This is a genomic window from Qingshengfaniella alkalisoli (genome assembly GCF_007855645.1).
GTDB lineage: Bacteria > Pseudomonadota > Alphaproteobacteria > Rhodobacterales > Rhodobacteraceae > Qingshengfaniella > Qingshengfaniella alkalisoli.
On the sequence record NZ_CP042261.1, the window covers coordinates 267,632 to 290,157 of the forward strand.

The 22,526-nt window shown below is 59.9% G+C and carries 20 protein-coding genes; 10 read left to right on the plus strand and 10 right to left on the minus strand.

Annotation, left to right across the window (positions count from 1 at the left end; all coding sequences use genetic code 11):
* Positions 1 to 4 precede the first annotated feature (4 nt).
* From FPZ52_RS01445 to FPZ52_RS01485, 9 genes are all read right to left on the minus strand, one after another.
* Entirely contained in the window at positions 5 to 1,000 is a 996-nt protein-coding gene (locus FPZ52_RS01445; RefSeq protein ID WP_146365612.1) for a BMP family lipoprotein, read from the minus strand.
* 151 nt (positions 1,001 to 1,151) lie between these two features.
* Positions 1,152 to 1,574: a GNAT family N-acetyltransferase gene (locus FPZ52_RS01450; protein ID WP_146363017.1), complete on the minus strand. Its 423-nt coding sequence runs from the start codon at positions 1,572 to 1,574 to the stop codon at positions 1,152 to 1,154.
* On the minus strand, positions 1,571 to 2,218 hold the full coding sequence (gene tsaB / locus FPZ52_RS01455) for a tRNA (adenosine(37)-N6)-threonylcarbamoyltransferase complex dimerization subunit type 1 TsaB (protein WP_146363019.1): 648 nt from the start codon (positions 2,216 to 2,218) through the stop codon (positions 1,571 to 1,573). Before tsaB ends, FPZ52_RS01450 begins: the two co-directional genes overlap by 4 nt.
* Positions 2,208 to 2,768 (minus strand): NifU family protein, encoded by a 561-nt coding sequence (locus FPZ52_RS01460; protein ID WP_146363021.1) that lies wholly within the window; start codon positions 2,766 to 2,768, stop codon positions 2,208 to 2,210. The genes tsaB and FPZ52_RS01460 overlap by 11 nt, the downstream gene beginning before the upstream one ends.
* A gap of 149 nt (positions 2,769 to 2,917) precedes the next feature.
* Positions 2,918 to 3,991: a BMP family ABC transporter substrate-binding protein gene (locus tag FPZ52_RS01465; protein WP_146363023.1), complete on the minus strand. Its 1,074-nt coding sequence runs from the start codon at positions 3,989 to 3,991 to the stop codon at positions 2,918 to 2,920.
* Positions 3,992 to 4,744 (minus strand): ion transporter, encoded by a 753-nt coding sequence (locus FPZ52_RS01470; RefSeq protein ID WP_146363025.1) that lies wholly within the window; start codon positions 4,742 to 4,744, stop codon positions 3,992 to 3,994.
* 9 nt (positions 4,745 to 4,753) lie between these two features.
* Positions 4,754 to 5,677, minus strand: a complete 924-nt coding sequence (locus tag FPZ52_RS01475; protein ID WP_146363027.1) for an ABC transporter permease — start codon at positions 5,675 to 5,677, stop codon at positions 4,754 to 4,756.
* The gene (locus FPZ52_RS01480; protein WP_146363029.1) at positions 5,677 to 6,762 is read right to left on the minus strand and encodes an ABC transporter permease; all 1,086 of its coding nucleotides are present in this window, start codon (positions 6,760 to 6,762) and stop codon (positions 5,677 to 5,679) included. Before FPZ52_RS01480 ends, FPZ52_RS01475 begins: the two co-directional genes overlap by 1 nt.
* Positions 6,749 to 8,317: an ABC transporter ATP-binding protein gene (locus tag FPZ52_RS01485; RefSeq protein ID WP_240804374.1), complete on the minus strand. Its 1,569-nt coding sequence runs from the start codon at positions 8,315 to 8,317 to the stop codon at positions 6,749 to 6,751. The genes FPZ52_RS01480 and FPZ52_RS01485 overlap by 14 nt, the downstream gene beginning before the upstream one ends.
* 277 nt (positions 8,318 to 8,594) lie before the next feature.
* Here FPZ52_RS01485 and dnaE point away from each other — a divergent pair, with 277 nt between their 5' ends.
* From dnaE to FPZ52_RS01520, 7 genes are all read left to right on the plus strand, one after another.
* Positions 8,595 to 12,095, plus strand: coding sequence for a DNA polymerase III subunit alpha (gene dnaE, locus FPZ52_RS01490; RefSeq protein ID WP_146363031.1), 3,501 nt, complete (start codon positions 8,595 to 8,597; stop codon positions 12,093 to 12,095).
* Positions 12,096 to 12,177: 82 nt separating this feature from the next.
* Positions 12,178 to 12,921: a DUF72 domain-containing protein gene (locus tag FPZ52_RS01495; protein WP_146363033.1), complete on the plus strand. Its 744-nt coding sequence runs from the start codon at positions 12,178 to 12,180 to the stop codon at positions 12,919 to 12,921.
* A gap of 82 nt (positions 12,922 to 13,003) precedes the next feature.
* Entirely contained in the window at positions 13,004 to 14,020 is a 1,017-nt protein-coding gene (locus FPZ52_RS01500; protein ID WP_146363035.1) for a TIGR00341 family protein, read from the plus strand.
* A gap of 159 nt (positions 14,021 to 14,179) precedes the next feature.
* Positions 14,180 to 14,800 carry a 30S ribosomal protein S4 gene (rpsD, locus tag FPZ52_RS01505; RefSeq protein WP_146363037.1) on the plus strand — a complete coding sequence of 207 codons (621 nt, stop codon included), beginning with the start codon at positions 14,180 to 14,182 and terminating at the stop codon, positions 14,798 to 14,800.
* Positions 14,801 to 14,925: 125 nt separating this feature from the next.
* A complete protein-coding gene (gene hisC / locus FPZ52_RS01510; RefSeq protein ID WP_146363039.1) occupies positions 14,926 to 16,011 on the plus strand; it encodes a histidinol-phosphate transaminase in 1,086 nt (361 codons plus the stop codon).
* Complete coding sequence (locus FPZ52_RS01515) at positions 16,008 to 16,931, plus strand: prephenate/arogenate dehydrogenase family protein (RefSeq protein ID WP_146363041.1); 924 nt, start codon at positions 16,008 to 16,010, stop codon at positions 16,929 to 16,931. The genes hisC and FPZ52_RS01515 overlap by 4 nt, the downstream gene beginning before the upstream one ends.
* A complete protein-coding gene (locus FPZ52_RS01520) occupies positions 16,928 to 17,713 on the plus strand; it encodes an extensin-like domain-containing protein (RefSeq protein ID WP_146363043.1) in 786 nt (261 codons plus the stop codon). Before FPZ52_RS01515 ends, FPZ52_RS01520 begins: the two co-directional genes overlap by 4 nt.
* Here the strand turns inward: FPZ52_RS01520 and FPZ52_RS01525 are convergent.
* Positions 17,710 to 18,711 (minus strand): DUF2125 domain-containing protein, encoded by a 1,002-nt coding sequence (locus tag FPZ52_RS01525; protein ID WP_146363045.1) that lies wholly within the window; start codon positions 18,709 to 18,711, stop codon positions 17,710 to 17,712. The genes FPZ52_RS01520 and FPZ52_RS01525 overlap by 4 nt on opposite strands.
* A gap of 64 nt (positions 18,712 to 18,775) precedes the next feature.
* Between FPZ52_RS01525 and FPZ52_RS01530 the strand changes: the two genes are divergently transcribed.
* The 3 genes from FPZ52_RS01530 to FPZ52_RS01540 all read left to right on the plus strand — a co-directional run bounded on the left by FPZ52_RS01530 (position 18,776) and on the right by FPZ52_RS01540 (position 22,383).
* Positions 18,776 to 19,336, plus strand: coding sequence for a gamma-glutamylcyclotransferase (locus FPZ52_RS01530; protein ID WP_240804375.1), 561 nt, complete (start codon positions 18,776 to 18,778; stop codon positions 19,334 to 19,336).
* 143 nt (positions 19,337 to 19,479) lie between these two features.
* A complete protein-coding gene (locus FPZ52_RS01535) occupies positions 19,480 to 20,634 on the plus strand; it encodes a biopolymer transporter ExbB (RefSeq protein WP_240804413.1) in 1,155 nt (384 codons plus the stop codon).
* 3 nt (positions 20,635 to 20,637) lie between these two features.
* Positions 20,638 to 22,383, plus strand: coding sequence for a peptidoglycan -binding protein (locus FPZ52_RS01540; protein ID WP_146363049.1), 1,746 nt, complete (start codon positions 20,638 to 20,640; stop codon positions 22,381 to 22,383).
* Positions 22,384 to 22,526: the final 143 nt, after the last annotated feature.

The following is a 22,526-nucleotide window of genomic DNA, read 5'->3' on the forward strand; positions in this document are numbered from 1 at the left end:
TGTCTTAGAAGGCCGGGCAGCTGCCGTCGGAGGTATAATCATGGACCTCGACTTCACCGCTGATGATCTTGGCTTTGAAGTCTTCGGCAGTTGCGATCATGTCCTCGGTTAGCAGGTCCTGGTTGTTCTCATCGACAGCGTAGGCAACACCGTCATTGCTGAGGTCGAGAACCTGAACGCCGGTCTCGAAGTTGCCATCTTCAAAGCTTTCGAAGGCCTCATACACTGCGTTGTCCACGCGCTTGACCATCGAAGTCAGCACAGAGCCCGGATGCAGGTGGTTCTGGTTGCTGTCCACACCGATCGAATAGATGCCTTCATCCGCAGCGGCCTGCAGCACGCCGATGCCGGTGCCGCCAGCGGCGGCATAGACAACGTCAGAGCCTTGGCTGATCTGGCTGCGTGTCAATTCGCCACCCTTCACCGGATCGTTCCAGGCGGTCGGTGTGGTGCCGGTCATGTTGATGATGACATTCGCATCAGGCGCTTGCGCCTTGACGCCTTGTGCATAGCCGCAGGCGAATTTCGAAATGAGCGGAACATCCATGCCGCCTACAAAGGAAACGGTGTCGGTTTCCGATGCCATCGCCGCCAGAACGCCAACGAGGAACGACCCTTCGTGTTCGCTGAACAGGATCGATTGCACGTTGGGTTCATCCACGACACCGTCGATGATGGTGAACATGGTCTCCGGGTAGTCCGCGGCAATTTTCTCCAGCGTCGAGATGTTTGCAAAGCCCAGAACAACAACGGGGTTTGCACCGGTTTCGGCCATGCGACGCATCGTTTGTTCGCGCTGAGCTTCGGATGCGAGTTCGGTTTCCTTGTAGCTGCCGCCGGTGTCTTCGACCCAGCGTTGTGCACCAGTATAGGCGGATTCATTGAAGCTCTTGTCGAACTTGCCACCGAGGTCGATCACCAGACCCGGCTCAGCCAGTGATGTACCGGCCGTCAGAGCAAGCGCCGCACTTGCGCCCAGAACAGAATTGAAAACACGCATCATAGTCTCCCGCGTTGTGGATATCGCGCCCTCGGCGCCCCTCGGATTGTCCATCCGGATTGGGCAGGATTAAGGACGCAGCCACCCCTCTGGGTCAATAGCTTTCTGCTATTGCAAAGGCTTATGCTGCATCAAAACAAAGATTTTTTCTTCAGGTGTCGGCAAGCCGACAACTCATCACAACTGCGTCGATAGCGCCTGTTCCGTCAGCCTTGACATAGTAATTCGGGCGCCAGCCTGTCTGGACGAATCCTGATGCTCGATAAAGTCTGATCGCGGGTTCGTTGTCTGCAGCGACTTCGAGAAACGCTGTTGCGGCGCCTAGATATTTCGCATTGTTCATGAAGGCAGTCATGAGGTTGCGTCCGCAGCCCATTCTGCGTGCGGACGAGGCGACGGCGATAGTCAGAAGTTCGACTTCGTCGGCGACCACCCGGCCCATCGCGAAGCCGCTCGTTCGATCAATGACGAAAATACCTGTGGAGGACAGGAGTTGCGAGAATTCCTGTGCAGACCACGGTCTGGGCGTGGTGAAACATTCGGCGTGCAGCGCTGCACGGTCATCCGGTGTCATGCGATGATCGGCGGGGGTACGTCTCGCGAAGGTGCGGCGTCCGCTGGTCGAATATACAGAGGGGCGGGGCGGGGCTCCGGCAACGCACGGCGGTCGCGGGCTTCCAGCGCGATAGCTACGGTCAGCGGGTGCTTGGGGGGCGTAACCGTGCCTCCGGTTGCGGCCGCAACGGTTTCTGCGGCGTCGGAGGCGCAAGCCAGGCCCTCGGGAACGTCGATAGCGGCAATTGTGGTCAGTGCGGGTAGGGACCGGTCGTGATCGTCGATGATTTGCCAGTAGACTTGATCGCGGGGTGCAGTAAGACAGGCTAGCACGGGACGGGGCAGATCCCGCGCAGCCGCGTCAAATCCTGTGACGCCGATCGCCTTCACACCTGTAGACAGGGATAGCCCGCGTGCTGCGGCGACAGACACCCTGATCCCGGTGAAATTGCCCGGCCCGACACCGACACCAATCGCCGCAAGATCCTGAAATGATGCCCCTTCGCTTGCCAGAATTTCCTGCAGAAGAGGCATCAATCGTTCTGCCTGACCCCGCTTCATGGGCTCAACGACATGAGCGAGAATCTGGTCGCCGCGAAGCAAAGCGGCCGCACAATGCGCGGCCGCTGTATCGAATGCAAGGATCAGCGGCTCAGACGCCAACGGGACGGACCTCGACGACCTCGGGGATGTAATGGCGCAGCAGGTTCTCGATTCCCATCTTCAGTGTAAGCGTCGAGGAGGGACAACCAGCGCACGCACCCTGCATGTGCAGATATACAACGCCCCGCTCGAATCCGTGGAAAGTGATGTCGCCACCATCTTGTGCGACAGCTGGACGAACCCGCGTATCGAGCAATTCCTTGATCTGGTCGACGATCTCGCCGTCTTCACCGTCATGCGCCGCGTGACCGCTCGTGGACTCTTCACCCTCAAGCACAGGCGCACCGGATTGGAAATGTTCCATAACCGCACCGAGCAGGGCAGGCTTCAGGTGATCCCATTCCTTGTCATCGGCTTTCGTGACGGTGACGAAATCATTGCCCAGAAAGACACCAGTCACACCATCAACGGCGAACATGCGCGTTGCCAGCGGCGATTTCGATGCGGTGTCCTGCGACGGGAAATCGGCAGTGCCTGCGGCCAGAACCTGTTGGCCGGGCAGGAATTTCAGCGTTGCCGGGTTCGGCGTGGATTCGGTTTGAATGAACATGGCGTGCCTCCGTTCGTGAAGAACATATGCGTGGTGGTCGGCCAGATGTCAACGTTTAGAACTGTTCTAAACTGTGTCAGGGACAAGAATCATTGGCAGATATAGAAAAGCCCGCCGTAGCGGGCCTTCCAGGTGTCGTTTGGATACGATCAGTTGGGGATTTCGCCCGCGATGCCCTCTAGGTAGAAATCCATACCAAGCAGGTCGCCGTCGCTGGCCACTTCGCCTTCAGCCAACCAGGCCGAGCCGTCCTGCTTGTTGAGCGGTCCGGTGAAGGGATGGTAGTCGCCCGATGCGATGGATTGCTTCAGCGCTTCGGTTTCTGCGCGGACGTCTTCGGGGATGACTTCGGAAAATTCACCGATGCCGACCATTCCGGGTGCGATGCCGTCCCATGTCTCTTCGCTGGCCCATGTTCCGTCGATCACGGCCTGAACGCGTGCGATGTAATAAGGTGCCCAGTCGTCGATGATGGATGAAATGCGTGGCTCAGGCGCATATTCCGACATGTCTGACGCCTGACCGAAGCCGTAGCCGCCAGCTTCTTCCAGCTTTGCCAGCGGTGCAGTGGAATCGGTGTGCTGAAGCACGACATCAGCGCCCTGATCGATCAGCGCCTGCGCGGCGTCGGCTTCTTTTGCCGGATCGAACCATGTGTAGGCCCAGATGACCTTCATTTCTACGTCGGGGTTGGCTTTCTTCGCATGCAGGAAGCTGGAGTTGATACCACGAATGACCTCGGGGATCGGGAAGGAGCCGATATAGCCGATGGTGTTTGTCTCGGTCATCTTGCCCGCGATGTGGCCCATGATGGCGCGGCCTTCGTAGAAGCGCGCGGAATAGGTCGCCACGTTGTCAGCCGTCTTGTAGCCCGTTGCGTGTTCGAATTTCACATCGGGGAATTTGGCGGCGACGTTGATCGTCGGGTCCATGTAGCCGAAGGAAGTCGTGAAAATCAGGTCATGACCGGACAGCGCCATCTGCGTTAGGACGCGCTCGGCATCCGCACCTTCTGGGACGTTTTCCTGATAGGTCGTTTCGACCGCGTCACCGAAATGGTCTTCGACCGCCAGACGGCCTTCATTGTGGTGATAGGTCCAGCCGCCATCGCCAATCGGCCCGACATACACGAAGCCGACCTTAACCGGGTCTTGTGCCCAGGCAGTGCCTGAAAGGCCCGCAGCCATCGCTGCGCTGGCAAGCAATACACGTCTTGAAATCATTTACTTCTCTCCTGTGTTGGAACTGTTGGGGTCTTCGGTGGGATTGTCCCGCGTCTCCCGATCCGTGTCGATCAGGGCCGAGGTGATAATGGCGGTCGGCACGGCAATGACGCCAAGGCCGATGAACAGGATGCAGGTTGTGAAGATGCGTCCGCCCGCGGTAATCGGGTAGATGTCGCCGTAACCCACGGTGGTAAAGGACACGACGGCCCACCACAGACTGACGGGGATGGAAGAGAACTCTTCCGGCTGTGCGTCATGCTCGAAAATATAAATGCCGACGCCCGCGATATAGATCATCAGGACGCACAGGAAGGCAAAGACACCAAGCTCTCCCCAACTGTGCCGGAGCGCCGTTTGCATCCGGTCCAGCGCCCGGTTGGTGTGCAGCAGCTTGAACATGCGGATGAGACGAAGCAGCCGAATGGTTCGCAGGACGGCCCATTCAGGATGCATCATAGCAATCGCCGGCAGACAAGCCAGCAAGTCGACTATGCCCCAGAAACTAAGCGCGTAGCGCAAGGGATGCCTCGCGCAGTAAAGCCGTAGAAGATATTCGGCGAGAAAAAGGAACAGAACGATGGTTTCGAAAACGGAAAGGATTATCTGCGCTCGACCAGAAAGATCGGGGACCGTTTCGAGCGATATCGCAAGCGCTGATGTCATGATCAGCGTCTGGTGTGCGACGGCAACGCCGCGACCATGATCCGGGTGCGTCCCGTCCAGTATCTGCGGTATCTCCTCCTTACGCATGGGGCTGCTTCAACTGGATACGTGGAAACTGCGACCGAGCGATGCTGGCGCGTTCATTGCGACCTTGCCGCGATCTGCTGACATGATGACCAGTACGATGATCGTCACGAGGTATGGGGACATGGACAACAGTTCCACCGGTACATTCGCTCCTGCTGCTTGCAGGTTCAGCTGTAGCACGGAAATGCCGCCGAACAGATAGGCACCCAGCAGAACGCGCCACGGCTTCCATGATGCGAACACGACCAGCGCCAATGCGATCCAGCCGGCGCCTGCGGTCATCCCCTCGGTCCATTGCGGCACGCGCACAAGGCTCAGGTAGGATCCACCCAGCCCAGCACAGGCCCCGCCGAACATGATTGCCAGAATCCTGACGCGCACGACTTTGTAACCCAATGCATGCGCCGCATCGTGACTTTCGCCTACCGCCCGAAGGATCAGCCCGCCGCGTGTATAGCGCAGAAACGCCCAGACCGCGGCGACAAGGGCTAGACTGAAATAGACTATCACGTCATGGCGCAGCAGGATTGGTCCAATCACGGGAAGCTCTGCTCCGAGGTCCAGCTTTGCAGTGGATGGAGGTTTCACGCCGACATAGCTTTGCCCGATGAGCGATGAAAATCCCAGGCCGAACAGCGTCAGCGCCAGGCCCGTGGCGACTTGGTTGGACAGCAGAAACTGGGTCAGAAAACCGAAGATCAGGGACAGTGCTGCCCCGCCGATAGCCCCGCCAACGAAGCCCAGGATCGGACTGCCCGTTTCAACCGCTACCGCGAAACCGCAGATCGCGCCGGTGATCATCATGCCTTCGACGCCAAGGTTCAGGACGCCCGATTTTTCGACGATCAACTCGCCGATTCCTGCCAGCAGGATGGGCGTCGCGGCGATCATCAAGGCGGGCAGCAGGAGTTGGAGGTCAATACTTGCGAACATCACGCGACCTCCCGACGGCCGAACTGAAGGCGGTAGTTCGACAGAACGTCGAATGCCAGAAGGAAGAACAGGAGCATACCCTGGAACGCCTGGATGGCGGCTGCCGGAACACCCAGCATGAACTGTGCCAGTTCGCCGCCGATATAGGTGAGAGCCATCAATAGCCCCGCAAGCAGGATACCGATCGGATGCAGGCGGCCAAGAAAGGCCACGATAATTGCGGTGAAGCCATAACCCACATTGAAGTCGATGCTGATCTGACCTGCGGGTCCAGTGACTTCGAACACGCCCGCCAGCCCAGCTAGCGCCCCGGATATGCCGAGGCACAGGATCACCAGCCGCTTGGGCATGACACCGGCAAAGCGTGCTGCGCGTGGCGCTTGTCCGGCAAGCCTGATCTGGAAGCCAAGAATGTGACGTGACAGCATGACATGGGCAGCGATCACGGCGACGAAGGCCATCACCACACCCCAATGCATGCCCGTTGCCGCGATGAGCTCCCGATTGGCCACCGCATCATATTGCTGAAGGTTCCGCGACCCCGGGAAGCCCCCGCCTTCGGGATTGCGTAGCAGCCCAAGCGAGACGGAGGCCAGCAATTGCTCTGCCACATAGACCAGCAGCAGGGAAACCAGGATCTCGTTGGTGCGGAAACGGGTTTTCAAGATGGCGGGGATCATGGCCCAAAAGAGCCCGCCCAGCAAACCGGCCAGCACGGCCAAGGGGAAAACAATGAAACTGTCGAGCGGGTAGAGCGACAATGCAACCGCCGCGCCGCAGATCGCGCCCATGATGTATTGCCCTTCCGCACCGATGTTCCAGATGCCCGCGCGAAAGCCCAGCGACAACCCGATCGCGATCAGGATCAGCGGACCTGCCTTCACCAGAAGCTGCGGGCGCGAATAGCTGGCGAATTGCTCGCTGAACAGGGGGTCGTAGAAGATGGTCTTGATGGCAAGGAAGGGATCTTTTCCAAGTGCCGCAAACATCAGTCCGCCCGCTAGCATCGTGGTCAGCACCGCCAGAACGGGGGTGATGCTCGTCCAGAATTGCGACGGCTGAGGCCGCTTCTCAAGCCTCAGCATGGGCTGTCTCCTTGTGCTCCGATCCGCCGCCCATCATCAGGCCGATCTGGTCCATGGTCAGGCCGTGTGTCGGGCGCGGCGCGGTCAGGCGACCACCATTCAGCGCGGCGAAGCGATCCGAGATTTCCAGCAGTTCATCAAGATCCTGACTGATGACGATCACCGCCGCACCGTTCTGCGCAAGGTCCAGAAGCGCCTGCCGGATCGCGGCAGCGGCGGAGGCATCCACACCCCAAGTCGGCTGATTGACGACCAACACGCGCGGACGTTGCAAGATTTCCCGGCCCACCACGAATTTCTGCAGGTTGCCGCCCGACAGAGCACGCGCAGCCACATCGGGGCCGGGCACACGGACGTCGAATGTAGCGATGATCCGCTGAGCGAAATCTCGTGATCTCGGCCAGTTAACGAAGCCGTTCCTGGCCAACTCTTCCCGGCGGCGTCCAGACAGTAGCGCGTTTTCGGTCAGGCTCATATCAGGCGCGGCGGCGTGCCCCAATCGTTCCTCTGGGGCCGCCAGCACACCGAGCGCGCGTCTGTCATTCGGACCCAACTGACCGATCTCGTTCCCGTCCAGCCGGATATGTCCCGCTGGCAGCAGCGTTTCGCCCGACAGCACGGCCAGCAGTTCGTCCTGCCCATTGCCTGCGACGCCGCCAATGCCCAGCACCTCGCCCGCATGGACCTTCAGCGACACCTCGCGAAGTGTCGTCCCGAAGGGGGTGGCGGCGGGTGCGGTCAGATTCGTGACGTCCAGAAGCACGTCGCCTTCTCGATGCGGCGGGCGGGTCGGTGTCTTCAGGCTGGTCCCGACCATCAGTTCGGCCATTTCGCGGGCTGTAGTGTCGCGCGGGGTGCATTCGCCGACCACCTTGCCCAACCGCAACACCGTTGCCGCATCGCACAACGCCCGAATTTCATCGAGCTTGTGCGAGATATACAGGATCGCGGTGCCTTCCGCCGACAGCTTTCGCAGCGTGTTGAACAGCGTATCCACCTCTTGCGGTGTCAGAACGCTCGTGGGTTCATCCATGATCAGCAGCTTGGGGTCTTGCAGAAGGCAGCGGATGATTTCCACGCGTTGCCGTTCGCCTGCTGACAGATCGCCGACCAGCCGGTTCGGGTTCAGCGGCAGTCCATAGGATTCACTGACCTCGCGGATTTGTTGCGCAAGGTCGCGGCGCTTCGGCGGATGTTCCATCCCCAAGGCGATGTTTTCGGCGACGTCCAGCGCGTCGAACAGCGAAAAATGCTGGAAGACCATCGCGACACCACGCGCACGTGCCGCACGTGGCTCCGAGGGGGCGAAGGGCTGGCCATTCAATGCCATCTGGCCCTGATCGGGTTTCACCAGGCCATAGATTGTCTTTACCAGAGTTGATTTTCCTGCGCCGTTTTCGCCGAGCAACGCATGAATTTCCCCGCGCTTGATCGAAAACGATACATCCTCATTTGCGACGACACCCGGATAGGCCTTGGATAGCCCCTCAAGTCGGAGCAGTATGTCTTGCCGTCCTGTCACCCGCTGCCACCCCCGTTTCGGCCACTCGTTCAAACCTGCACCTCCTAGCGCGGCGTCGTTGACTGTCACAATGGCTTGTGACGCTTTACCGGGCAAAGGATTAATTCGCGAGCGTGCTGCGCGCTGAAATTGAGCAACAGAATGTGGACTGCCGAAAAAATGGGCGGGGTTATGGCTGTGTTGAGGCTGGCGCGTTGTTCGCCATGGTAGGGACAAAGGGTGCGATCGTATAGATCAATCCGCCCCCGAAACCTTCAGGCTTATCGAAAAATCCCTTCCGGTCGGAACGGGTGCGGATTAGGACTGTGATATGAGCACCTCCCCACGATTCATTCATCTTCGCCTCCACACCGAATATTCTCTTCTCGAAGGGGCGATGCGGATCAAGAAGCTACCCGATGCGGTTGCTGCCATGGGTATGCCTGCCGTAGCGATCACAGACACCAACAACATGTTTGCGGCGCTGGAGTTTTCGGTAACAGCGACGAAAGCCGGGGTTCAGCCCATTGTCGGGTGTCAGGTTGATCTGGCCTACGAGATGCCGCAGCCGGGTGAACGTCCCACCGACCCGGCACCTATCGTTCTGCTGGCGCAAAACGAGGTGGGGTATCTAAACTTGATGAAGCTGAATTCGGCATTGTACCTGTCGGAGGAATCCCAGCGGGCGCAGGTTACGAATGACCACTTGGCAAAACATGCGGAGGGCCTGATTTGCCTGACGGGCGGACCAGACGGTCCTGTCGGCCGACTGCTTCAAGATGGTCAGCGCGGCAAGGCGGAGGCGTTGCTCGGCTATCTTGCGCGGGTTTATCCCGACCGGCTATATATAGAGTTGCAGCGCCATCCCGGCGAAGCTGGACTGCCTGCGAACGAGGCGGCGACTGAGCGTGGTCACGTGGAAATGGCTTATGCCATGAACCTGCCGCTGGTCGCCACGAATGACGTCTATTTCCCGAAACCCGACATGTACGAAGCGCACGATGCGCTGATCTGCATAGCGGACGGGGCCTATGTCGACCAGCAGGACCCACGCCGTCGGCTGACGCCGCAGCACTACCTGAAGACGCCCGAGGAAATGGTCACGCTGTTCGCCGATCTGCCTGAGGCCGTCGAGAACACCGTGGAGATCGCTCGCCGATGTGCCTTTGCGGCGGAACTGCGCGACCCGATCCTGCCGCGCTTCGCCGATGACGAGATTGATGAATTGCGTCGTCAAGCGAAGGAAGGGCTCGAGACCCGTCTGGCCGTCATCCCCCATGCAGCGCCTGTAGAGGAATATGAAAAGCGGTTGGATTTCGAACTCGGGATCATCGAGTCGATGGGTTTCCCGGGTTACTTCCTGATCGTTGCGGACTTCATCAAATGGGCCAAGGATCGCGATATTCCGGTCGGGCCAGGGCGGGGGTCGGGTGCGGGTTCGCTTGTGGCCTATGCGCTAACGATCACCGACCTTGACCCGCTGCGCTATTCACTGCTGTTCGAGCGCTTCCTCAACCCCGAACGCGTGTCGATGCCCGACTTCGACATCGACTTCTGTATGGATCGCCGCGAGGAAGTCATCCATTACGTCCAACAGAAATACGGGCGTGACAAGGTGGGACAGATCATCACCTTCGGTGCGCTGCTGTCGAAAGCGGCGGTGCGCGATGTGGGGCGTGTGTTGCAGATGCCTTACGGGCAGGTGGATCGGCTGTCCAAGATGATCCCTGTCGAGGGCGTAAAGCCTGTTTCAATTGAAAAGGCACTGAAAGACGAGCCGCGCCTGCGTGAAGAAGCGCGCCGCGAGGAAGTGGTGGACCGGCTTCTGACCTATGGCCAGCAGGTTGAGGGGCTTCTGCGCAACGCCTCGACCCACGCTGCCGGTGTCGTGATCGGGGACCGTCCGCTGGACGAGTTGGTGCCGCTTTACCAAGACCCGCGCTCCGACATGCCTGCGACCCAGTTCAACATGAAATGGGTAGAACAGGCGGGGCTTGTGAAGTTCGACTTTCTGGGTCTCAAGACGCTGACCGTCATTCAGAACGCCATCGACCTGATCCACGGCTCGGGGCGAGACCTGCACATGGCCGCCGACGGGTCCGAGATCTATGCGCCCTTCGAGGGTGCGGAGAATGATATCGGACAGATACCGCTGGATGATGAAAAGACCTACAAGCTCTACTCGGACGCGAAGACGGTCGCCGTGTTCCAGGTGGAAAGCTCGGGCATGATGGATGCGCTCCGGCGTATGAAACCGACCTGCATCGAGGATATCGTTGCGCTTGTCGCGCTGTACCGCCCGGGTCCGATGGAAAACATCCCGACCTATTGCGAGGTGAAGAACGGCCTGAAGGATCGCGCCTCCATCCACCCGTTGATTGACCATATTCTTGAGGAAACGCAGGGCATTATCGTCTATCAGGAACAGGTGATGCAGATCGCGCAGGTCATGGCGGGCTACAGCCTGGGCGGCGCGGATCTTCTGCGCCGCGCCATGGGCAAGAAGATCAAGGAGGCGATGGACGCCGAGCGCCCGAAATTCATCAGTGGCGCGAAGGAAAATGGCGTTGATGACGACAAGGCGCTGGAGGTGTGGAACCTCCTGGAGAAGTTCGCCAATTACGGCTTCAACAAGTCGCACGCCGCCGCTTATGCGGTGGTCAGCTACCAGACTGCTTGGCTGAAGGCGAACCACCCGGTTGAATTCATGGCCGGTGTCATGAACTGCGATATCCACCTGACGGACAAGCTGGGCGTCTATGCCGAAGAAATTCGGCGCGGGCTGAAGGTGGGCATCGTGCCGCCTTGCGTCAACCGGTCCAAGGCCATGTTCAGCGTGGCCGAAGGGCAGGTGGTCTATGCGCTTGGCGCGCTGAAAAACGTGGGTGTCGAGGCAATGCGTCTGATAACGGAGGCGCGAGGCGACAAGCCTTTCGTGTCCGTCTTCGACTTCGCCCGCCGCGTGGATCTGAAGCGCATCGGCAAGCGACCGCTGGAGATGCTGGCGCGAGCCGGAGCGTTTGACGAACTGGACGCAAACCGCCGCCGCGTGTTCAACAGCCTTGATGCGCTGACGGCCTATTCGGCGGCGATCCATGAACAGCGTGAGTCCAATCAGGTGTCTCTCTTTGGCGAAGCCGGTGATGACTTGCCGGAGCCTCGGCTGATCAATGTCGAAGACTGGTTGCCGACCGAACGCCTGCGCGAAGAACACACCGCGATAGGCTTCTACCTGTCGGGGCATCCTCTTGACGACTACATGGGGCCGTTGAAGCGCAAGGGCGTCAAAACGCTGGTGGAAGTCGAGGACGCTGCGCGATCCGGTCCGCTGGTCGCCAAGCTGGCGGGATCGGTGGCCGGGCGACAGGAACGCAAGTCGGCGCGAGGCAATCGGTTTGCCTTTGTTCAACTGTCCGACCCGACGGGGTTGTATGAAGTCACCGTGTTTTCGGAGGCGCTGGAAAACAGCCGTGAGCATCTGGAAGCGGGCAGCAATGTCGTCATCAGCGTCGAGGCGACGGTTGAGAGCGACCAGCTGAAGCTGCTTTGCCGTGGCGTGCAGCCTGTCGATCAGGCGGTGGCGGGCGCAGATGCGATGGGGCTGAAGGTGTATCTCGACGATGAGGAAGCGATTATTAGCGTGGCAACGCTGCTTGATCGTGTCACGGCAGAGGCCAAGACGCGTGCGCGTGGGCCGGTCAGCCTGTGCCTGATGCATCCCGATCTGCCCGGGGAGGTGGAGTTGGATCTGCCGCATGGCTACGCAGTAACGCCACAGGTCAAAGGCGCGCTCAAGTCGCTGGGCGGCGTGGTGATGGTTGAGGAATTCTGACCGCCGAACAGGACGATTATCGCCTTCTCCTGCGGAGTAAGTGTCGCTACGTTGGCGTTGCGTCAATGAAGGAGCGCTAGACATGACCGCAGGACGTATTCGCATCGGCATCGGCGGCTGGACTTTCAAACCGTGGCGAGGCTCGTTCTACCCCGACGACCTGCCCCAGCGGCGCGAATTGGAATATGCTTCGGGGCATCTTGGCACGATTGAGATCAACGGCACCTATTACGGATCGCAGAAGCCAGAAACCTTCAAGAAATGGCATGACGAGACGCCGGATGATTTCGTCTTCTCGGTCAAGGGTCCGCGCTTTGCGACAAACCGGAAGGCGCTCGCTGACGGGCGAGACTCGGTCGAACGTTTTCTGACGAGCGGTGTGACGGAGCTTGGCAGGAAGCTTGGGCCGATCCTGTGGCAATTCATGGCGACCAAGAAGTTTGACCCGGAGGATTTCGAGGGGTTTCTGGATCTGTTGCCGGAGAAACAAGATGACCTGAGTTTACGGCATGTCGTCGAAGTGCGGCATGACAGTTTTTGTTGCGACGAGTTCGTGGCGCTTGCCCGGAAGCATGGCGTTGCAGTGGCCTCGGCCTTCGACAGCCCTCACCCGAAGATCGAAGATGTCACGGCGGACTTCGCTTACCTCCGGATCATGGGCACCAAGGAGAACGAGCCGTTGGGCTATCCGGCGGATGCGCTTGGCGGCTGGGCCGACAAGCTGCGCGAATTGGCAGAAGGTCGTGACGTATTCGCCTACATCATCGGTGGGTACAAGGATGTGAACCCGCAGACCGCGATGGCGTTGATCGAACGTGTTTCTTAGTTTTGTGGACACCGCGGTGCGCGAAGGTGGAAACAATTTCCTGAAGGTTTCTAAGTGCGAAAGACAGCAAAGTTGAACCGGAATGGCTGAACGGCTCATCATTGTCAGTGCGCCGCACAAATTTCGCGATTCGATCGTCGATTTGCATGATCACGAGGGCGTGGTCGAGTGTCACACCTACCGCACCGATGAAGACGAACACGACGCGGTACACCTGCTTGTCAGCGCGGATATGCGACAGGAACTTCTCGACAAGCTGCAGGATATCTTGTCGGGCAATGAAGACTGGCGCCTGATCATTATGCCGGTCGAAGCCAGCGTGCCTCGCCCGGAAGAGGAAGATGCCGGCGACAAGGAAGAAGAGAACGAGGAAAAGCGCAAGCAGGCCAAGGCAGTCGAGAGCCGCGAAGAGCTTTACGAGAAGGTTTCCAAGAACGCCGAGTTGAGCGAGATCTACCTGCTGTTCGTCGGCTTGTCGGCGGTCGTCGCCGCCATTGGCCTGATCGAGAACAACGTGGCCGTCATCGTCGGTGCGATGGTCATCGCGCCGCTGCTGGGCCCGAACCTTGCCTTCTGTCTTGGGGTAGCGCTTGGTGACCGGGAATTGATGTTCAAGGCAATCTTGACAACGGCGGCCGGGATCGGACTGGTCGTCGTGCTGGGTGGCGTTATCGGGTACTTCTGGCCGATCGACTTCGACAGCGAAGAATTGATGTCTCGGACCGAGGTAGGGCTGGATTCCATGGCCTTGGCGCTGGCCTCCGGTGCGGCGGCGGCGCTTTCCATGACGACTGGGGTGAGTTCCGCCCTGGTTGGCGTGATGGTTGCGGTCGCACTGATGCCGCCTGCTGTGGCCATCGGGCTGTTTCTGGGGGCGGACAGGGCGCAGGATGCGCTGGGTGCACTGCTGTTGTTAAGCGTGAACGTCGTGTGCCTGAACCTTGCCGCGCAGTTGTCATTCGTGGCGCGCGGTATTACGCCACGCACCTGGATGGAGCGCAAGAACGCCCGCCGGGCCGTCTTCGTCAATGTAATCATCTGGATCGCACTGACAGTGTTGCTGGCGGTATTGCTGCTGATCCGGAAGCAGACGGGTTGAACGGCGCTTGACTCCCTGCCCATCAAGCGTATAAGCGCCGCTTCCATTGGTGTTGGTGGCCCCCGCAAGGGGATGCCTGTCGGCCAATCCTTACGGGGTGCGGACGAGGACAACGCCCTTCAACGGCCCGACGGGCCAAACCTGCGAAGGAGATCAGCCGTGACGAAACGCACGTCTGCCAAGTACAAAATTGACCGCCGCATGGGCGAAAACATCTGGGGTCGTCCGAAGTCCCCGGTCAACCGTCGTGAATATGGCCCTGGCCAGCACGGTCAGCGCCGCAAGGGTAAGCTGTCCGACTTCGGTATCCAGCTGCGCGCCAAGCAGAAGCTGAAAGGCCATTACGGCGACCTGACCGAAAAGCAGTTCCGCCGCATCTTCGCTGAAGCCGAGCGCGTAAAAGGCGACACCGGTGAAAACCTCATCGGCCTGCTGGAGCGTCGTCTGGACGCTGTTGTCTACCGCGCCAAGTTCGTTCCGACCGTGTTTGCTGCACGTCAGTTCGTGAACCACGGCCATGTCAAAGTGAATGGCAAGCGCGTCAACATCCCGTCCTACCGCGTTAAGGAAGGCGACGTGATCGAAGTGCGCGACAAGTCCAAGCAACTGGCTGTCGTTCTGGAAGCCACGCAACTGGCCGAGCGCGATGTTCCTGACTACATCGAGGCTGACCATTCGAAGATGACCGCCACCTTCGTCCGCACCCCGGGCCTGGGCGACGTGCCGTATGCGGTTCAGATGGAACCGAACCTCGTCATCGAATACTACGCCCAGAACTGATCCAGACCGGATCACCGAAATTCGAAGGGGCCGCGACGGGGAAACCGCCGCGGCTTTTTTCATGTTTATTGCGCTGGATTTGGCGAGGTGCGCCCGCTAAACCCGCTGCGAGCAGGGAGACAGGAATGAGCCAGATAACGCCGCAACCGGGCATCATGGACATCGCGCTCTACGAGGGCGGTGCGTCAAAAGTCGAAGGGGTGGCGAACGTCGTCAAACTATCTTCGAACGAGAACCCGCTGGGGCCGTCGCCCAAGGCGATCGCGGCTGCGCAGGCGGCGATGGCACGGATGAACCGCTACCCGTCGTCCGATCACGCCGAGTTACGAGCGGCGATTGCCGAGGTGCATGGGCTGGACGCCAGCAGGATCATCTGCGGTGCGGGATCAGACGAAGTGCTGTGCTTCCTGTGTCAGGGTTTTGCGGGGCCGGGTGACGAGGTGGTTTACACCGAGCACGGCTTCGGGATGTACCGCATCTACGCGCTCGGCTCGGGCGCGACGCCCGTGGTGGCGCCTGAACGGGATCGGGTTGTCGATGTCGACGCGATCCTTGCCGCCTGTACGGAAAAGACACGCCTCGTTTTCATCGCCAACCCGGCCAACCCTACAGGCACCATGGTCGATCGGGCTGATCTCGTCCGACTCGCCGAGGGTATCCCCGGCCGGGCGATACTGGTGCTCGACGGGGCGTACGCGGAGTTCGCCGATGGCTATGACGGTGGCGCCGCCCTGGTAGAGGCGCGGGATAATGTCGTCATGACCCGGACGTTCTCCAAGCTCTATGGTCTTGGTGGGCTGCGTATCGGCTGGGGCTATGGGCCGAAGCCGGTGATCGACGTGCTCAACCGTCTGCGTGGACCGTTCAACCTGTCGGACGTGCAGCTTCGGGCGGCTGAAGCGGCGGTACGCGATCGTGACTACGCAACCTCATGCCAAAAGGAAAATGCACGTCTGCGTAACTGGCTGGCGGCAGAGCTGGGCAAGCTCGGTGTGCCATCTGACCAGTCCTACGCGAATTTCATCCTCGCGCGGTTTGCCGACTCGGATGAAGTCGATGCCTGCGATGCTTTCCTGAAGTCCCAAGGTCTGATCGTGCGCAAGGTCGCTGGTTACGGCCTATCCGATTGCCTGCGCATCACGGTTGGCGACGAGGATAGCTGTCGCCGAGTCGTCGACGCGATCCGAGCATTCAAGGAGCAATCCGAATGAGCGTGATCTATGACCGTGTCGCGCTGATCGGGTTGGGGCTGATTGCGTCGTCTATGGCGCTTGCCATGAAGCGCGGGGGGCTTGCCGGTGAAATCGTCGGAACCGCGCGCTCCAAGGAAACACGCAATGCTGCATTGGAAATAGGTTTCTGCGACCGTGTGACCGAGACTGCGCGCGAAGCAGTCAAGGGCGCGGACCTGGTTGTGCTGTGCGTTCCCGTTGGTGCGATGGGCGTTGTGGCAAAAGAAATCGGCCCGCATCTGAAGGCTGGTGCGACGGTGTCCGATGTGGGTTCCGTCAAGGCGGCGGTCATTGAAGCGGTCGCCCCGCATTTGCCGGACGATGTGCACTTCGTGCCGGGCCATCCCTTGGCAGGCACGGAGCATTCGGGTCCGCATTCCGGGTTTGCGGAATTGTTCGACAATCGCTGGTGTCTCCTGGTCCCCGTCCCCGGCAGTAAGCCTGACGCCGTGGCGAAACTGCGCGCGCTGTGGGAAGGCATCGGTGCACATGTCGACGAGATGGACCCCGAGCATCATGATCTGGTTCTCGCTGTCACAAGCCACACGCCTCATCTGATCGCCTACACTATGGTCGGTGTCGCCGATGACCTGCGGCGTGTGACGGATGGTGAAGTGATCAAGTATTCGGCTGCGGGTTTCAGGGACTTCACGCGAATCGCGGCCTCTGATCCCACGATGTGGCGCGATGTGTTTCTGACCAACAAAGACGCGACGCTTGAAATCCTCGGCCGTTTCACCGAAGAATTGTTCGCATTACAACGGGCGATCCGGACAGGTGACGGTGACCACCTGCACGATTACTTTACCAGAACACGCGCGATCCGACGCGGGATTATTGAAGCCGGACAGGACACGGCCGCGCCGGACTTCGGACGCGGCGGAGGGACCAGGAAATGAAACGAGCAGCGGCAGCCTTGGCGTGTATACTATCCATTTCCGCCCAGACCGCCGCTGCCGTTCCGCCCGAAATCTCGACGCGGCCCGACCGACGGCCTGCCGAGTTCGACCAAGGACAGTTGGAGTTACCGCGCCCTTCGGGGGCTTTGTTTATCTCTCCGCGACCGACATCCAGACCCGAGAACCTGAAACGCGCAGCGACCGTACGCGCTGCAGGGTTTGTGCCCGCACCTTTGCCTACTCCCACGGCGCCAAAGCGTGGTGCCCTTTGCGGTGATCCGCGTCTCAGCGGTGCACCCGCCGCGCCGATCCCTGCGAAAATGGCGGGATGCGGGTTGGATAGCGGGGTGCAGATAACTGCTGTTGACGGGATTCCGCTGTCACAAGTGGCGAAGATTGACTGTGTTACAGCGGTTGCGCTTGCCAATTGGGTGCAGGGCGGGCTGAAACCGATTGTGGGGCGCACCGGCGGGGGTGTCGCCCAGATCAAGGTTGCCGCTCATTACGTCTGCCGTCCGCGCAACAATCAAAGCGGCGCGAGGGTGTCGGAGCATGGCCGGGGTCGCGCGATTGACATCACGGGCTTTATGTTGCGCAACGGTGCGCAGATGAACGTGTTGACGGGCTGGAATGACCGATCACAGGGCAAATATCTGAAACAGATGCATTCCTCGGCTTGCGGTGTGTTCGGCACTGTTCTTGGCCCCAATGCCAACGCCGCACATCGCGATCATTTTCATTTCGACACGGCCCGCTATCGTAGTGGATCGTATTGCCGTTAACGCAGGACGATCAGCGGGGCAGGCCCGAGTGGGATCAGGCCGCCCAATGTTGTGCGACCGTCTTTGAACTCCAGCGGGATATCGATGGTATCAGGATTTCCCTTCATCCGCGCCAGTGTCGCCAGCCCGCGTTCCAGGATGTCGCCAACGCCGTTTGGAATGACGCCGGAGGTCTTGGCGATTTCCAGAATCTCGCGCCAATTGGTCGCCTGAACCGACAACTGGCCTTCGGGAATTCCGTCGGCGATGTCGACAGTGCCCGCGAGCCTTAGTTCCAGATCATCCCATTTTACCTGAGCCAGTGACAGATCGATATGAGTGGGTTGCGGGCGGGCATCTTCCAATGCACTTAGATCCCATGGGCCATTGAAGGCGGCGGTAGCCTCCACGGTCATCAGATTTGCCTTGCTGCGCGTCAGGCCGTGTTTCTCAAGCTGTTCGATCAACCAGTTGGGCAGTTGCAGACCCGAGGCCCTGAATGCGATGTCATAGGTGTTCGTATCGCTTTCGGTTTGGCGGACGGCCAACTGCCCCTGATCCAGCGCGGCTTTCCAGTCGAGGCTCGACATCAGGCCGAGGCTTTCGAATTCTATGGTCGTCCGGTTCAGGCGCAGGTTGCTTGCACGATCGAAGACGACTGACCCCCGCATATTGGCGCTGGTCACGTCTATCCTTTCCAACGGGGTCGCGATGGTTTGCTGGTCGGGCCAGACGGCGATGATGTGATGCGGATTGTAGCTGAGCGCAAGTATCTGGAAGAACGGTGCTTCCCACGCCAGCCCGGTTTCCGGGTCCGCCAATTCGATGTCGGAAATCGTGGTGTCGAAACGGTTGGGGAAGCCCGTGGTAGACACGTCCGATGTGTTGACCATCCAGCCTTCTTCCGCGCGATCCTGCAACCAGCCAGAGATGCCGCGCTCTACCGCGCTGGAGCCGACAAACCAGTAAATGCTCCATGCGGCGGCGATAGCCACGATAATTGCCAGGATGACCTTCATTCTGACCCCTTTCCACCAGAGTTGGCTTCGTGTTTACAAAGGCCTGAAGGAAAGGACCAGTCTCATGACGAGTGATCGCAACGAAATGGATGTCGCGCTCTGGGTTTTCGGCTACGGGTCACTGATCTGGAATCCGGGCTTTACCTATGTCCGGCGGGAACTGGCTGTCCTGCCCGGATACCACCGATCGTTCTGTATGCGTTCGATTCACCATCGCGGCACCGAAGACAAGCCCGGTCTCGTGCTGGCGCTTGATCCATCCACCGGAAGCGCCTGCGCGGGCGTGGCCTTTGGTGTGGCCCAGCCTTATGTCGAGCAAACCCTGCATATGCTGCGCGAACGTGAACTCGTCTCATCGGCCTATCTGGAGAAGCGCCTGTCCTTGCGGCTCGACCGCGGGCCGGAGGTTGAGGCGCTGGTTTACGTCGTGGACCCCGATCATGCGCAGTATTGTGGGGGCTTGGCCCTGGAAGATCAGGCGCAGATCATTTCGGGTGCCCATGGCGGTCGCGGGCCGAACAGCGAATATCTGATCAACACTGCCGAGCATCTGACTGAGCTCGGACTGGAAGATCCGGAACTCGACTGGCTTGTGGCTCGCGTGCAAGAAATTCATGCTGCATAAACACAATGAACAGGGGAGTGTTGGCAGCCGCGCAGCACCGACCTATGCTGACGCAGAACGGACAAGCGGCCGGAGCAGGACCCACATTGTACGCTGAACGCGAAGCAGAACCGCAGTTTTCCCAACCGGTTCGCCAGATCCTGATGATGTTGATTGTCTCGATTGCGGTCGGGGCAGGGGCGTATGTCGCCTATCCACGCGTTGCGCCCGTCTTTCTGGCCAATCCCTGGTTGAATGGCACGATCATACTGGTGTTCATCTTCGGCGTACTGGCCTGCGTGTGGCAGGTGTTGCAGCTTATCTCATCCGTCAGTTGGATCGAGGATTTCGCGACGCACCGGCCAGGACACGAATTGATGCGCGCGCCGCGTCTGTTGGCACCACTGGCCGCGCTGCTTCGATCGCGCGGGGCGCGGATGCAGATCGGGCCCGCCTCGTCTCGTTCTATCCTCGACTCCGTTGGTCAGAGGATTGACGAGGCGCGTGACATCACGCGCTATGTGGTCAACCTGCTGATCTTTCTCGGTCTGCTTGGCACGTTCTATGGGCTTGCGACGACCGTGCCCGCCGTGGTCGATACCATTCGGTCTCTGGCACCTGCGGAAGGGGAAAGCTCTACCGCTGTCTTTGCGCGGTTGATCGGGGGACTTGAACAGCAGTTGTCGGGCATGGGAACGGCCTTTGCCTCGTCGCTGTTGGGCCTTGCCGGGTCGCTGGTCGTTGGCCTGCTGGAATTATTCGCAAGCCATGGCCAGAACCGCTTTTACCGTGAACTGGAAGAATGGCTGTCCACGATCACCCGTGTCGGTTTCTCGTCTGGCGATGCCGAGGGTGGCGCGGAAAGTGCGGGCGTCGTCGGTGTCATGGCCGACCAGATGGCGGAACAGTTGGACGCGCTGCACAGCATGCTGCGCGATGCCAATGACAGCCGGGCGCAAGTTGATCAGAGCCTGACAACCCTTGCCGCATCCATCGAACGTCTGACAACGCGGCTCGATGAAGAGGTCAAGGCGACGGATGTTCTGACACGCATAGCGGATGGTCAGGAACGGCTGATCAGCTCGGTCGCCGATTATGTTGAGCGGCCGGCTCGCGAGTCCGAGGAAGTGGAAGCCGAAATGCGGATGCGTTTGCGCAGTCTCGACGTTCAGCTTCTGCGTTTGACCGAAGAACTTGGAACGGGTCGCGCGGAAACGACGACCGAATTGCGCAAGGATCTGGCGCGTTTGACACGGGTAATCGAACAGGCCGCCGGACTGGAAGATGCGGGGCATCCAGACAAGCCTGCGGTGCGATAGCTCATGGCGCTGAGTCGCAGAGCAAACAGGTTTCAGGCCTCGATTTGGCCCGGGTTTGTCGACGCCATGACGGCGCTGTTGCTTGTGCTGATCTTCGTGTTGTCGATTTTCATGATCGTGCAGTCGTTGCTGACCGAGACAATCACCGGGCAGGAGTCTGCCTTGGACCGGCTCAGCACGGAGCTAGACTCACTCGCAGTTGCATTGGGAACGGCGCAGCAGCGCAATGCCGATCTCGAGGACCGCGTCGAGGGCCTTGGGGTCGAGTTGGAGGATGCGCGCACAAATGAAGAATTTCAGGCACGCCTTATTGATGCGCTGACAGATCAGGTCGAAAGCCGGACGCAGGACCTGCAAACGGCCCAGTCACGGATCACGGAATTCGAAGATCAGGTCACGGCCTTGCTCGCACAAAGGGACACGGCACGTCAGACTATCACCGAACTGGAACAAAGCGCCGCCAACCTGACCGACGAGCGCGACGCGCTGGAAACGGCTTTGGCGGCCGCGCGGGAAGAAGTGGATGCCGAACAGGAGACCGCTCGACTGGCCGCTGCCAAGGCCGATGCGTTGGAAAGTCTGGCGGCGGAACTGCGGTCGGAGATCGCGCGGAAGGATGAACGCATTGCCGAGGTGCAGGAGGATCTTTCCGAGGAAGAAGCCGCGCGCTTGGCCGAAGCCGCTGCAGCACAGGCTTTGCGGGATCGGTTGGAAAACGCCGACGCCGAACTGACAGCCATGACCCTGTCGTTGGAAGAAGAACGAAGGAAGGCCGAAGAAACGCTGACGCTTCTTGCGGCAGCGAACGCGACCAAGGACGAACTGGATGCGCGACTGGCGGCGGCTTTGACGGAAGCGGAACAAACACAGGCCGATCTGGATCAGGCGCAGCTATCGCAGGAGGAGTTGCGGGAAAAGCTTGCGGCGGCGCTGGCGGCACAGCTTGAAGCCGAAACCAACGCCGAGGATGTGCTGTCCGAACTGGAACAACGGCAAGCTTTGCTGGCCGCAGCAAACAGCGAATTGGAAACGGTAGAAGCCGAAAGCGCCGAGAGCCAGCGGCGGGTAACGGTACTAAATGCCCAGGTTGCGCAGCTCCGGCAACAGATGGAACGGCTTCAAGGCTTGCTCGACGATGCCGACGCGCGTGACACGCAGGCACAGGTGCGCATCGAGACGCTTGGGTCGCAGCTCAATTCCGCGTTGGCCCGCGCAGCTTCTGAACAACGGCGACGCGCGGAACTGGAAGCGGCGGAACGCAAACGACTGGAGGAGGAAGCCAAGGACCTGGAGCGCTACAGGTCTGAATTCTTCGGTCGTTTGCGCGAGATTATCGGCGATCAGCAAGGCGTGCGGGTGGTCGGTGATCGCTTCGTGTTCGATTCAGAAGTTCTGTTTCCATCGGGTTCTGCGCAGTTGTCGCCTGCAGGACGTGTCGAGATCGCCAATGTCGCGCGTATCCTGCAAGAGGTTGCCGCTGTGATCCCGCCGGAGATCGACTGGATCGTGCGCGTGGATGGACACACCGATGACCGGCCCATCGGTCCGGGGGGTGAATTTAGCGACAATTGGGAGCTCAGCCAGGCACGCGCGCTGTCCGTGGTGCGAGAGATGGTCGATGCCTATGACTTCCCCCCATCTCGTCTCGCGGCGGCCGGTTTTGGCGAATACCAGCCAGTCAACCCTGCGGAAACGGCAGAGGCACGCGCGCAAAACCGACGCATCGAGTTGAAGCTGACAGAACGGTGATTTGCGCGTCTGGGGCGCGATGAGGGAGGACGAATTGGTCGATGAGGATGCCGCAACCCGCACTAGGGCTACCGGTGCCGGATGTGCATGCCGCAGAGGAATATTACCGTGATCGTTTGGGATTCAGGGTGGGCTGGCTCAAC